General features: G+C 43.3%; 11 protein-coding genes and 1 pseudogene. 4 read left to right on the top strand and 8 right to left on the bottom strand.

Annotated elements, in window-relative coordinates; genetic code table 11:
* Positions 1 to 153 precede the first annotated feature (153 nt).
* Both UNDKW_RS20245 and UNDKW_RS20240 read right to left on the bottom strand, forming a co-directional pair.
* Positions 154 to 657 (bottom strand): hypothetical protein, encoded by a 504-nt coding sequence (locus UNDKW_RS20245; protein ID WP_162060180.1) that lies wholly within the window; start codon positions 655 to 657, stop codon positions 154 to 156.
* A 117-nt stretch (positions 658 to 774) separates the two neighbouring features.
* Positions 775 to 1,236, bottom strand: a complete 462-nt coding sequence (locus UNDKW_RS20240) for a cupin domain-containing protein (RefSeq protein WP_162060179.1) — start codon at positions 1,234 to 1,236, stop codon at positions 775 to 777.
* A gap of 282 nt (positions 1,237 to 1,518) precedes the next feature.
* Between UNDKW_RS20240 and UNDKW_RS20235 the strand changes: the two genes are divergently transcribed.
* Complete coding sequence (locus UNDKW_RS20235; RefSeq protein WP_232063059.1) at positions 1,519 to 1,917, top strand: hypothetical protein; 399 nt, start codon at positions 1,519 to 1,521, stop codon at positions 1,915 to 1,917.
* Between the two features lie 26 nt (positions 1,918 to 1,943).
* Positions 1,944 to 2,483: a hypothetical protein gene (locus UNDKW_RS20230; RefSeq protein WP_162060178.1), complete on the top strand. Its 540-nt coding sequence runs from the start codon at positions 1,944 to 1,946 to the stop codon at positions 2,481 to 2,483.
* Positions 2,484 to 3,051: 568 nt separating this feature from the next.
* Here the strand turns inward: UNDKW_RS20230 and UNDKW_RS20225 are convergent.
* The 3 genes from UNDKW_RS20225 to UNDKW_RS20215 are packed head-to-tail and all read right to left on the bottom strand — an operon-like array spanning position 3,052 to position 7,317.
* On the bottom strand, positions 3,052 to 3,435 hold the full coding sequence (locus UNDKW_RS20225; RefSeq protein ID WP_162060177.1) for a hypothetical protein: 384 nt from the start codon (positions 3,433 to 3,435) through the stop codon (positions 3,052 to 3,054).
* Positions 3,436 to 3,445: 10 nt separating this feature from the next.
* Positions 3,446 to 5,419 carry an integrase gene (locus UNDKW_RS20220; protein ID WP_162060176.1) on the bottom strand — a complete coding sequence of 658 codons (1,974 nt, stop codon included), beginning with the start codon at positions 5,417 to 5,419 and terminating at the stop codon, positions 3,446 to 3,448.
* On the bottom strand, positions 5,416 to 7,317 hold the full coding sequence (locus tag UNDKW_RS20215; RefSeq protein WP_162060175.1) for a hypothetical protein: 1,902 nt from the start codon (positions 7,315 to 7,317) through the stop codon (positions 5,416 to 5,418). The genes UNDKW_RS20220 and UNDKW_RS20215 overlap by 4 nt, the downstream gene beginning before the upstream one ends.
* Before the next feature lie 250 nt (positions 7,318 to 7,567).
* Here UNDKW_RS20215 and UNDKW_RS20210 point away from each other — a divergent pair, with 250 nt between their 5' ends.
* Positions 7,568 to 8,734: an IS4 family transposase gene (locus UNDKW_RS20210; protein WP_162060174.1), complete on the top strand. Its 1,167-nt coding sequence runs from the start codon at positions 7,568 to 7,570 to the stop codon at positions 8,732 to 8,734.
* Here UNDKW_RS20210 and UNDKW_RS20205 read toward each other — a convergent pair.
* Together UNDKW_RS20205 and UNDKW_RS20200 are read right to left on the bottom strand one after the other, a co-directional pair.
* Complete coding sequence (locus tag UNDKW_RS20205) at positions 8,694 to 10,112, bottom strand: integrase (protein WP_162060173.1); 1,419 nt, start codon at positions 10,110 to 10,112, stop codon at positions 8,694 to 8,696. The two genes, UNDKW_RS20210 and UNDKW_RS20205, sit on opposite strands and share 41 nt — an antisense overlap.
* A gap of 291 nt (positions 10,113 to 10,403) precedes the next feature.
* A complete protein-coding gene (locus UNDKW_RS20200; protein WP_162060172.1) occupies positions 10,404 to 10,766 on the bottom strand; it encodes a helix-turn-helix domain-containing protein in 363 nt (120 codons plus the stop codon).
* Positions 10,767 to 11,103: 337 nt separating this feature from the next.
* Between UNDKW_RS20200 and UNDKW_RS30610 the strand changes: the two are divergent.
* Positions 11,104 to 11,739: pseudogene (locus UNDKW_RS30610) on the top strand (IS5 family transposase); the annotation flags it as partial.
* A 57-nt stretch (positions 11,740 to 11,796) separates the two neighbouring features.
* Here the strand turns inward: UNDKW_RS30610 and UNDKW_RS20190 are convergent.
* Positions 11,797 to 12,423 carry a hypothetical protein gene (locus UNDKW_RS20190; RefSeq protein ID WP_162060170.1) on the bottom strand — a complete coding sequence of 209 codons (627 nt, stop codon included), beginning with the start codon at positions 12,421 to 12,423 and terminating at the stop codon, positions 11,797 to 11,799.
* Between the last annotated feature and the right edge of the window lie 23 nt (positions 12,424 to 12,446).

Genomic DNA, 12,446 nt, shown 5'->3' with positions numbered 1-12,446 from the left:
CAAGTTTCAACTTAACTTGATCACGGAATCGACTTGGCAAAAAAAGCGTTGCGCATAGAGCACTCTACAAATGACGACATTTTAGTGTTAGTACGCCGTGTGCACCATTCAAACGCCAATCTTAGACTATGTCGATTGCTAGCGAATGTCATTTTACAAACGCTCCAGCAGAAGCAGTTTCATTGGGGCCGCATCCAGTATCGCCTGCGCATCTGCATGCATATCCTTGTCGGTACGCACAACCCACAAAAACATACCAGCCATGAAATGCTGTGATTCTTCTGGACTAAGTATGCCGTCCGGCGACATTCTGACACCACTGCCTTTTTTGATAAATGGCGGGAAGTTGCGATAGTTTTGACTTTCCCAGCTTGAACCATTGCCCCACCAATCCCGGTGTGCTTTGGGAGATATGATCTCGCCAGCAACAGATCTTGCGAAACTGGTCAACTGATCAATGTCTTCGTCAAGTTCCAGACGTATTGCATTGGCATATAAAATTTTCCCTATACCAAGCCAGCGCTCTTGTAACCCGGCTTTGTTGAGTGACAGGCAGTCAAATACCAGCTCTTCGAGCAAATCGAGATTTTCAATGTGCTCACGACCCAGCTTTAGTTCTTCCAGGATGACTGGAGCGTATTTCTTTTTGATTTTCACTGAACAAGTTTACTGTCGCGAATTGGTACATGATAAAAACGGTGCGCACGCGCACCCTATGAATTGTGGCAGGCTGCTGTTAACAAACTACTGTCAATTAACTGCTGCCATCAAACATCAATCCACAAACACCGTATCCGTCTTGCCCTGAGGCGGGATCTTGATGGCGATGGCTTTCACCGGGCCGTTGCTGACGATGCTGCCAGCGTGGGCTGTGCCTTTGGGGATGACGATGAGGCTGCCAGGTTTGAAGTCTTTGCGCTCTTTGCCCAGCCACATGCTGCCGCTGCCTTCGATGATGTACTGGATTTCGTCAGTCTGCGGGTGGATGTGCTTGGCAACATTGCCGGATTGTATGCCGACCGTGGCATTGTCCGTGACCACCAGAGGGCGGGCATTCAAATCTGGATTGCCAGTCTTGGGCAAGTCATCATGCTTGATCGCCAGCAAATCTGTGATGCTGGCAGTCAGGCCAGGCGCATCGGCATAGGCATCGCTGACCATATGCTGCATCAGGGGTGAGGCAATCAGGCCTGCAAAAAATGCAGCGGCAATGGCGAAGTTTTTGTTGATACGCATGATGTCTCCAGGTAGATGATTTTGTGGGGCCGGGCAGGGTGGAATATAAAGTGTGCAATATAAAGTGTGCAATACAAAGCGCATGCGGGCAAGCGCTTTTCTTGCGCAGGGTTGTTTCATTTGCTTACCGGTGCTACGGCCTTGCAATCTGGCTGCTACAAATCATTACAAAACCCGGTCAACATGGTTTTTAAGATAGTCGTTAACTCTACACAAGGCAGCCTGGAGCATGCCTGTGTGCTTGGTGCGTCACCATGCGCCTATCAAACTGGAGTTATAAAAATGAAAGCAATCCCTCTTACTCTGGCTGCCCTGGCCGCTGCCACCGCCATGACAGGCTGTGTCGTGGCACCACGTCCTTATTATCACGCGCAACCCGTGCCTGTGGTTCAGCCTGTACCCGTGGTTCAGCCGGTGTATGCCCAGCCTGCCTATGCACCTGGCGTGGTCGTGGTGCAAGCTGCGCCGCCTGCCCCATATGCCGAAGTCATAGGCGTCGCGCCCAGTCCCGGATATATCTGGATAGGCGGCGCCTGGTTCTGGGAAGGTGGCCGCCATGTATGGCACCGTGGTTATTGGTCGGCACCACGTGCTGGCCATTACTGGGTCGGGCATCACTGGGAGCAGGTAGGCCATTCCTGGCATTTCAGGGAAGGCTACTGGGCACCGCACCGCCGCTGATCTGTCCCTGTTTGTAGCCATGGCGCATGCGCTTGCGCCATTGCGGGCGGGCATGTTTTAATCCTGCTGATGTATTCATACTCAACATACAACAGACCAATTTCATGCCCATCGCCCACATCAACAGCCGCCGCCGGGCGCTACTGTTTTGTCCCGCTTTACTCTTGTTGAGTACTTCCCGTGCGCATGCTGCCCCCACCTATCAGAAAAGTCAGACCGATGGCTGGACACTGATGTTTGACCAGGGCTTGCAAACGGCAGATGCTGCATCCAGGTCTGCCTTCATCAGTGCATTGAATGACCAACTGAGCAAACTCAATAAGTTGCCCACCCAGGCTCAGGCCGGTTTGCGCAAGGTCAGCATCTATGTTTCCAGTGGCACTTACCGCGCCTTTGGTGCGCAACACCATCCTTCTGCACAATGGCTGCAAGAGCATGGCTACCCCGTTGAATTTGCCGGTAACATAGAAATCTGTAACTGGAAAGAATTCACCACCCTGGTTAACAGCCAGCCCTATGCGCTGCTGCATGAAATGGTACTCGCAAGTAAACGGTTTTTTAAGTGAAACACAAGTAATATTTGATGGACAATACTACTCTATGCAAGTACTAGGCTATTAAAATTAGATATTGAATCTGTCTTTTTTTGGTGCAACTATCTGATATAGCCCCTGCGATACCAAATGCGCATAACTTAGTGCAAGGAATAGGCCTAATTTGTGTTTTGACAGGCTGGAGAACGGAATATTGCGGCTGAACAGAAACGCATGACGGTCAGTTGCACCTGACGCGATGTGAGATTGAACGCACTAAAACTAAGCTGTATCATCCTCAGATGAATGGTATTTGTGAGTGTTTCAAAAAAACTATACAACAACAAAATTATCAGGTTGCTTTCAGACGAAAAAGATATCGATTCACGGATTAACTGAAGCATGACCTGGATGAAAGCTTAACGTGTTTCGACGTAGAACAAGCGCATCCGGGGAAAATGTGTTTTGTGCAAACACTGATTTATTGAAGGTGGTGTGGTGCGATAAAATCACAATATCAGCTATCTGATTTTGATCTGGCAACCACCAACTTCAAATAGGTTAGCTGTCAGATCAGATTGCTACTACTGCATTTTAGCTACTATTGCGGACGAATAGGAATAATGTTTTGGCCTGTCAGTTTGGCCAATTGTTTTTTCAATTCATAGATTTCGTAGAGCAACGATATTTCTCTTCCTAGCGCTGCCTCAAGTTCTATCCTGAAGTCGTTCGCGTTGTTTTTATATTTCATCATTTTTTCTTTCTGATAATTTGGCTCTTTTGCTTGTTGCTTTGCTGCCGAGTCTATAGCAGAAATTAATTCCAAAAATGACGATCTAGATTTTTTTATACTACCTTTTCCACGTCCAGCTTCTAGCGCGACTGCATCGTTGGTAATCTTTGTGCCGAGTTTAACGTGTATTGGGCAGCCTGCCTTTAACCGCTCCAGGGCTTCAAAATACTCTGATATTGGGTCGTTATTCATATCAGCTTTCTTAAGGAGTTTGAGTAATTGCGTACATTTTCTGAAGCGCTTCTAGATTTGACTTTTCGGTTCGATATTCAACAGTGTTAGGATCCAATGAGATCAGGAACTTTTTATGCGCTGAAATGACACGATCCAGTTTCCTTGGATCGCAAACCAGGTTCTTGCAATTGCTAGCTAAACATTCAAAGTTTAACCAATCAAGTGCTGGGTGCTTGCATGCATCAATATTTGTGCATCCACCGACAATAGTCTCTGTGTAAGCCATTTCACCTTTTTTAAAGCGGAGCATTGTAAGATCTCTGTCAACGGCAAGCACCGCATTTGATTTCATATTTTGATTTTTGACCCAAGATGCATGACCCCCGACTAGCATTTCTTCACTTAGAAGCACATTTTTTATATAGCTAAGTCCTGCGGACTCTGGTTGAGTTCTTTGCCAAACTAGTCCAAAGTGATCTTTATCGTCACCAATAAGATCTTTCGCAAACGCAGACCCTTTGGCGTAGTATTGTGACATTTCGTTGGTAATGTGCTGCAATTGTCTGCGAAGTGATGATAGAGATACGAGTCCAGAACGTTGTGCATATAGAGCAAGTGAGCGCCTGAGTTGATGGGAGCAAAAATGCCAGAGAATTCCGATTTGAAATTTTTCTTCAGATCTCCAAGACCTGTGCTGATCTATTTCCTCTAATTCGAGGATGTCAGATTCTTGTATTTTTGGAATAAGCTTTTCTCTAAGGGCTGACAACCGGGAAAAAGCAATTTTCGTTGGCTGCAACTGACCATTTTTTCGCTTTGGCGAAAGAGTTGCTAGTGGTAGATGGCCTGCGGAAATAAAGAGCGGGATTTCATTCTTTTTTTGTGACTGACCAGTGGGATCAATACCCAGTTTTTTATATATGGTTAGCGCGATTCTTTGCGCAATTTTTATTGCATCTGCTCCATCAAGATTAGTTACCCATCGTGTTTGCACTTGTCTCCCATTATTAAATTTTGTAGTGTTTCCACGTATGAAAAAATGTTTTATCCCATTGGCATAGGATTCTTCAAGACAGTCGTAGGGCAAAGTAAATGCCTCGTTGTCACGCATTCCAGAAAAAACTTGAATAGTTAATTTTGAGACTAACTGCATTTCTGTAATAATTTTCGATAGGCTTTTAACATTGCAATCAAGATCGTTTTCAAATAAATAGTCTAAGCAAACTTGATTAATAAGCTGCGAAATTGGCGTATATTTTTGATTGCCAAATTTATCTTTTTTTCTTTGAGACCGGTTTTCCGAGCATGTTTCTATAGCTAGTAGCATTTGCTCTTCAATTTTCTTCCAATTTATTATTTCCGTTTTTAGACGTGCTATAAATTCTGAATAAATCCGAGTCGGAATCGGTGCATGTTGATTGAGGGTCCTCCTGTACTGAATTCCTCGTTGGCGCAGGAGACGGAGAATTTTCCCACTAACAACCTTCATTCGTTTATCAATCTCAATAGTGTTAGCTAACATCTTGATCATTGAGGTAAATGTTTCGACTAACCAACCTGATTTTTGAGAATTTACAAAATCCCAGAGTGACTTTTCTTCCGCGAGAAGATTGCATATCGTAATATTTTTTATTTCAGAATAGCGAGCCAGTTCGTTGACAACGATTGTGTAATTTCTTAACGTGCCGTTGCTCAACGGATTGCCTGAGCGCAGCCATATTAATGAGAAAATTATATATCGCGTCTCTAAAGTTAACTGAATTCTTCTGTTGGTTATTTTCCCCGTTTTCCAAAATATAAAGTTAAGCACGCTTGGTCTGGTGCTTGGCTCGTACGCCGTGTAATCCCAAATTAAATCTCCGTATATCGAGGCGATGGAGCCATCAAGATTGCGACTAACTACGAAATCAGGGCAGGGTGATTGATAATCTAAACTTTCGAATGAGTCCGGTGGGACAGCGGTAACGGACATCGTCAATTTAGGTTCAAAAATTTTCTTCATAATACTATTCCGAGTGCCATTAACATTTCAAGTTTACTTGCCCAGTACTGATCAAGTTCTCCTTGTTCTTCAACTTCCCATACTATTTTCGATACCAAAATCGTGTTTTTTTTTGCGATTTCACTCAGAATTTCATCGACGCGATTCAGTGTCGCGAATAAAATACTATTTGGGAGCACATTTCCACCTGAAGATTTTGCAAATTCTTGCAGGCAATAGCGACAACTAACTAGCTTTCTAATATCTCTTTCATCTTGATGAATTCTAAAATTTCTGCAGAAAAAGCATCCTTCAACATTCCTGCAGTTCGTTGTAGTAGTAGTCTCAAAATTAATACTTTGTGGTTTTCCATATTCAACGCAGCTTCCAACAGACCGACTTGTTGATAGTGGCAATGCATTTTCTTCCCTTTCCACAATTTGCGAAACGCCGTCAAGAAATTTCGTAATCTCTTCCATTTGCGTGACAGGGGAGCCTGCAAGATAGGAAGCGAGTACAGTTTTTTCAGTATTCTGCAGCACTGCTGCTGACGTTGCTGGGTCGGTATTTCGAATTAGCCAGTCGCTCTTCGCAGCTCTCCACTGTCGCGTCGTGATCGGCTCTATATTTGGATCAATGTTTTTTAGGATTTGGTAGGAGTTGCTTAATCTAAATTTGATTTGTTGCGGATCTTCATCTCTGTGACTTCCTCTGTGGAAAAACAACCATTTGCATGTTTGTCCGTTTAATAGGAATTCGCGCAATTTTAGAAATTTTTTAAACCTTGGCATGAAGGAAATTGGTAACTCAAAAAACACAATTCGATTATCTGCACGCCATTTAATTGTTCTAAAAAACTGATTCTCACTTTTCACTTCATAGTCTTCTGACCATGTAAGATTCTGTACTTGTGCCCAGTTCATGCCAGTCTCTGCTACGAATAGCACGAGGAAGTAATTTAAAGCATTGAAGCCTTGAATTACCCTGTGTATATTGTGTCCGTTTGAGTTGCTTTTCCTGATTTGAAGAATTGCTGTTTCCAACATTAATTTAATGGCTGGTGTTGACTTCTTTAGATGGTCCGGGGAATTTCTAAGCTCTTCAAATGTAGCTATCCTGCCTTCGGCATATTTGTAGGCATAATTCTCCCTTTTGCCTTTGTTTTTTTTTAGGAAGGCTGGGTTTGTTGGAAATATCCATAATTTATTATTCAAATAGTTTAAATAAGAAGGCATCGGAATTTCGAAGGGGTACTGTTTGAAATCTATTAAAAAGGAAGACAGCTCTTCAAATAGTACTGTGCATAAGCTAAGAATTTTTCCTTGCGCTTCTTCGCTTGGAGGGCGTGTTATAACTTGCGATTGGTGATTTCTTTTTAAAGAATTTATTCCCCGAGTCAGGTCTTCTATCTGACAAATTTCTTCCAGTGTTCGTGATATTGAAATTTGCTGAGAAAATGCACCATTTATAGAAATTGAACTTAGCTTTACTCGCTCGCGTAAGTGCTGAACATATGCACGAAAAGTTGACTTGATATTCTCCGCGTTTTTGAATGAATCTTGATAGTTATTTTGATCTACCCAATCTACAAAAGTCACAAATCTGTTTACGGAATTCCGAACAGTTTCAGGTCTCTTCCCACCAATCAGAAGCGCATCTGACGCATAGAGTATTAATTTTCTAATTACCAAAATGCGATCGCTATTGATGGATTGAAGTTCTACTTCTCTTCCTTTGATAGTTCTGCGTTTCGCCATTTTCTTGACTGTTATTTCACGTCTTTTTTGAAAGCAAAGTGAGCCAACATCGGACGTCCTTCCCCCAGGGAATTTAATAATGACCGCTTCGGGACGAAGGACTAAAGTTTGTTGAGGAAGCGGCAATTCAAGCACAGCAATCGTTCTATTCTGAAATTTCATAAGCCGGAAGAAATGAATTCTTTTATTAAAGTTTGTAGATGGTTGTCGTATTCAACATTGATACTTTTCATTAAATTTAAATTGCTCTTATATTGAAGATACTTATCTGTTCACTAGTGTCCCAACGTTTTCACATCAGGGGTTTGTAAGTCAATGATTTGTTTGCATAAAATGATGTTTTTATCTGGTCTCGATTTGAACGTCGAGGCGCAGAATTGGAGCTTTTTGCGGATATCCGCCAAAGGCTCCTATGCATCAGGGCAAACTCGTTTTCTCGCAGGTCATGACGTATTTGCCACTGACCACTTTTCGACGATGTGTGGCAGCCCACAGGGGCGAACACAAGGTCAAGGATTTTTCCTGTCTGGATCAATTCTTCGCCATGGCCTTTGCGCAGTTGACCTATCGGGAATCGTTGCGCGATATCGAGGTCAATTTGCGCGCCCAGCCCCATCGGCTGTACCACATGGGATTTCGCTGCGCGACGATTTCCCGCAATACGCTGGCCAATGCAAATGCAACGCGCCCCTGGCAAATTTACGCCGATCTGGCGCAGCACCTGATTGCGGTAGCACGCCCGTTGTACGCCAGCGAACCATTTGGCGTGGACCTCGATGCAACGGTCTATGCGTTCGATGCCACCACCATCGATCTTTGTTTGTCTGTGTATCCCTGGGCACCTTTCCGATCCGCCAAGGCGGCCATCAAATTGCATACACTGCTGGACCTGCGCGGTTCTATTCCCAGCTTCATTCATATCACCGACGGCAAGACCCACGAGGTCAATATTCTCGACGATCTGGTCATCGAGCCAGGAGCTTATTACCTGATGGATCGCGGCTACCTGGACTTCGCCCGATTGCACAGGCTGCATGCGGCGGACGCCTTCTTTGTCACGAGAGCAAAAAGCAATACCAAGTTCAAGCGTCGGTATTCGCAGCCAGTCGATCGGGCGACGAGCAGCGTTATCTGCGATCAAACGGGCGTACTCCCGCTCTTCTACGCAAGCAAGGACTACCCGGCAACTTTGCGTCGTGTCGTCGTCAAGGACGACACTGGGGAACGCATCATTTTTTTGACCAACAATTTCACTCTCAAACCGGAGATGATCGCAGCGCTTTACAAGCAGCGTTGGCAGGTCGAATTGTTCTTCAAGTGGATCAAGCAACATTTCCGTATCAAAACCTTCCTGGGAACCAGCGAGAATGCCGTGAAGACGCAAATATGGATCGCGGTCTGTACTTATGTACTCATCGCTATCGTCAAAAAACGTCTGCATTTGCCTCACAGTCTTTACGAGATTCTACAAATCCTGAGCCTCACCATGTTTGAAACAACACCAATAAATCAATTACTTACGCCGCCATCGGGAAATCTCAATGACGAAAATCAACCAAAACAGATGTCTCTACTATGAGAAACGTTGGGACACTAGTGTTATCTGTTGTAGCTGTAGAGCTATGCCCCAATCTTGCTTTCACAAATTCCCTAGCCTGATGTAAAGTTATTTTCTTATTCGCGACAAGTGCTAATTGACTGTCTGTCATATTCATTCCAAAGGTCGCTCTGGTGTCATGAAATTGAAAGTGAAAATCTGGAGCGTCATATTTCTTCCGAATGAATGGAATAATTTTTTCTTTGATGAACTGCCTGATCGCTTGCCCAGTTTTTAAATATCTGATCTTGCTTTTTTCATTGAATTCCTTGTAGTCTAGTTTGCTTGAATAAAAAGATTCACCCCGTTGACTTAAAAATATATATTGATTTTCGTGGTCTCCTGCCTTTGATAATTTTCTTCGGCGCGTTGCCCTTGGACTTTTTGAATAAACCTTGAGCATTTTGTAAAACCACGTTGGGATATGTAGTACTAGTGCTTTGTCGTTTTTTGTGTCTACACCGGTGCCTGGTCCTATTTTTAGTCGTACATCTGTATTTGTTTTTTCATTTATTTCGATATTTAAATGTTTGATTCTCATAGTCAGAATTGACTGAATTCTTGCGCCTGTTGTTATGCCAAGTAGATGAATTAAAAGCATTTCTGTGTTTCCAGAGGCAAGCAGAGCGTCAATTAGCCATTCTTGTTCACTTACCGGAAGCGGCCTTAACTTGCCACCATCAGTAATTTTTTGATCGTATGGATCAATTTGCGTTTGCGTTTTAAACGAAACGTCTCTGGATATTATTTTTTTTGAGAATCTGAATCCATTGCCATCTGTCAATTGCACATATTTGTCGGTTTCTTTCCAAGGTGCAAAGGCGGGAGTCAGGACTTTCTCAGCAATAAGCCATTCATAAAATGAGATCACTACGCCAATTCTACGTTTGGCTGTTGACAGCTGAATCTCGCCTGCCGCAACACTTAGTTTCAGTGTCCCATGGTAGATATATGTTGGTCGTCGCATTTTGTTGGATGGAAAGATAGTCCAATCAATTTCACTTTCATCGATGAACCGGCGATATGCAGTGAGCGAATCGGCTATGCTTGCAAATGTTGACATCGCAGGCGCATTTCGTTCTTCAATCTGCGAAATTAAGAAAATCATTGCCTCGGCCCACGGAGCACCGCTTTTATCTAGCACAACTGGGAATAAGTTGAAATTTGAGTTCGTCCAGTTCAGATTTAAATTAGTACTCCCGATTGCCGGTAAATTTTTTTTATGACGTACGTGATATGAATCGAAAGAAGCAATTTTTTTTAGCTGAACCAATGATGTATTCTGGTTTTGTACTTCGCTGAGTTCAGTAAAAGTGAATGTTGGTAAAAGAATTTTTCTGGCTAATATTTTCTTTTTCATGATCCTGATGACACCTGCTTTTTAAATGTAGGATTTCTGATGCATATGCTATTTATCGGAGCGAGGAGCGTGATTGCACCTCGGAAATGAAATCCGATTTTGATATTTTCTGAGGGACGAAGAAAGACAAGCTTACACGTTGCTTGACAAGGCAACGTGTAAGTTGTACAGTGAACTTAAAACTACCAAAGTTTTTAAGTTGTAATCACCCAAAAAACCTCTGTTCCCCAACGGAGGTTTTTTTTTAGCCTTTTAGTCTCACTAATTTACTTTGATTTCATTTTTTACCTTTCATTTTTGACGAGCATTATTCAATATCTGTTCTATCTTCTGCAAATCTTCTTGCTCTAGCATTTCCAGATTGCGTGCAGTTTGATTGATGATTCTTAATGCTTCTGCACCGACAGCTTTGGATATGCGAATGGTTCGCTGAGATTCACTCGCATACTCAATAAATTGGCATTGCTCTTTATGATTAAGCATAAGGGCTTGAGCCAGTTTTATTAAGAAAGCCTGATCAGTAGGCGCGCAACAACCAGCTTCAATACGATGCAGGTAAGGAGCAGTACATCCGACGATGTTGGCTACCTGTCTCAAGGTGACTTTGGTGCTTGTTCTTTGCTTTCGAAGCTCATTGCCTAGAATTGTTTCCATGATGCTGCCTAAAATCAGTAGGCGACATCATGCATCAAAGTGACGTTTACTGCAACTGGTAATTTTTAAAATATATTCATTAGAATCAATGACTTATGTAAAAAAAAAGATTTTTTTTCTTATTCAAAAGCATTAAATTCCAATTTTTTTGGATAATTTGAAGAAATATTTGAATTCCTGCCTGACGCCATTGTTTCCCCATTTTTTGGGGAGATTCAATCGAAATATTTGCTTTTCTCAGCTATCTAAAATGATTTCTACGGAATCTCTGATTAAGTAAAAGCAACCTGATTCAGAAGCGTTAATAGAAGCATGTCCCCTGTCATTGCTTGAACCCATGAAACAGACTACCTTTGCCCATGGAAGCTTTGAACCCTACGCCATGACGACGAAGCGAGCAGTATTTCTATATGAGTTGAATCAGGTTGTGCCGTGGTCAATGCTGCATGAGCTGGTTGAGCCTTATTATCCGAAGGCTGAAAACGAACTTCCACCAGTGGGTGTAGAACGTAAGTTTCGGATCTACTTCCTGCAGCAATGGTTCAACTTGTCTGATCCAGCCGTCGAAGATGCTTTATACGAATAAGTTTCCATGCATAGTTTTATCGGCGTAGATCTTAGTGAACCTGTTCTCGATTAAACAACGGTTTGCAAATTTCGTCATTTACTGGATAGTCATGCTCTCGACATGTAGATCTTTGTGGAAGTGGGGCATCATTTGCAAGAACGTTGGATGAAAGTGTCGGCCGGCACTATCGTTGATGCCGCCATCATCGCCGCCCCGTCTTCGACCAAGAATAAAGATGGAGGGCGTGATTCATAAATGCATCAGACCAAAAAGGGAGTCAATGGCACTTCGACATGAAGGGGCACATTGGTGTGGGCAGCAAGACCGAATTGATACAGCGTAGTCGCAACGGGTGCCAATGTTTATAACAGCCAGGTATTACTTCAATTCATGTTGGCTGAAGAGTGAGAAGATTGCTCACTTAAAGTCCATTGTGCTTTTGAGTTTCAATAGCTAAGCTACTCAATGCAAAGGCCCTTGCTGTTGGTAATTCGAAAGCAAGAAATGCACATTTGCATCTTCTTCGTTTTGGCCACCGTCTTCAACTGCAGCGGGAGTGGGTGTAGCATTAGCTTGGTTCGCTGTGGTTAATAGAGGCTTATCTTCCAGACCTTTGATATCTGCAATCACGCGTTGAATATCAGTATTTAAAGGTGGAATATCTGTATTAAGCATGATGCCGCGTTCAAAGTAATTGATGGCTACTTCAAAATCATCTTGCGCCATATGCGCAAAGCCCATCACAAATAACTTCAACGCATTATCATCCTGCAAATCCAGTAAAGGCTGCCAGGTCAGCAATGCAACGGCTACCCTTGCCGAAGTGAACTGCAATAACCCCAACTGAAACCGAGCTACATGGAATTGCGGCGCCAGTACCAACGCATTTGCATAGGCCGCCTCACTCTCAGCGACCTGACCAAGCGTAATGTACTCAGCCCCAAGCAGACAATAAGTTGTCGCTGACCCTGGATTGAGCGTCAATGCCTGCTGAAACAAACTGATCGCGGCAGGCCCATCATTCGCCTGACTGACCCGCAACGCCTCTTGCAAGATGTCATCAAAGCCTAGAGTAGGTGCAGTATTCATCGATTTTATTCCCAAAAATTATT

The sequence above is a fragment of the Undibacterium sp. KW1 genome (assembly GCF_009937955.1).
Lineage (GTDB): Bacteria > Pseudomonadota > Gammaproteobacteria > Burkholderiales > Burkholderiaceae_D > Undibacterium.
This window is presented reverse-complemented; position numbering and strand designations above follow the sequence as displayed.

What these genes read in the sequence shown, in the direction of transcription:
- UNDKW_RS20240 (WP_162060179.1), bottom strand. Translation starts at nt 1,236, where the DNA reads ATGCGTATCAACAAAAACTTCGCCATTGCCGCTGCATTTTTTGCAGGC.
- UNDKW_RS20235 (WP_232063059.1), top strand. Translation starts at nt 1,519, where the DNA reads ATGAAAGCAATCCCTCTTACTCTGGCTGCCCTGGCCGCTGCCACCGCC.
- UNDKW_RS20230 (WP_162060178.1), top strand. Translation starts at nt 1,944, where the DNA reads ATGCGCTTGCGCCATTGCGGGCGGGCATGTTTTAATCCTGCTGATGTA.
- UNDKW_RS20225 (WP_162060177.1), bottom strand. Translation starts at nt 3,435, where the DNA reads ATGAATAACGACCCAATATCAGAGTATTTTGAAGCCCTGGAGCGGTTA.
- UNDKW_RS20220 (WP_162060176.1), bottom strand. Translation starts at nt 5,419, where the DNA reads ATGAAGAAAATTTTTGAACCTAAATTGACGATGTCCGTTACCGCTGTC.
- UNDKW_RS20215 (WP_162060175.1), bottom strand. Translation starts at nt 7,317, where the DNA reads ATGAAATTTCAGAATAGAACGATTGCTGTGCTTGAATTGCCGCTTCCT.
- UNDKW_RS20210 (WP_162060174.1), top strand. Translation starts at nt 7,568, where the DNA reads ATGCATCAGGGCAAACTCGTTTTCTCGCAGGTCATGACGTATTTGCCA.
- UNDKW_RS20205 (WP_162060173.1), bottom strand. Translation starts at nt 10,112, where the DNA reads ATGAAAAAGAAAATATTAGCCAGAAAAATTCTTTTACCAACATTCACT.
- UNDKW_RS20200 (WP_162060172.1), bottom strand. Translation starts at nt 10,766, where the DNA reads ATGGAAACAATTCTAGGCAATGAGCTTCGAAAGCAAAGAACAAGCACC.
- UNDKW_RS20190 (WP_162060170.1), bottom strand. Translation starts at nt 12,423, where the DNA reads ATGAATACTGCACCTACTCTAGGCTTTGATGACATCTTGCAAGAGGCG.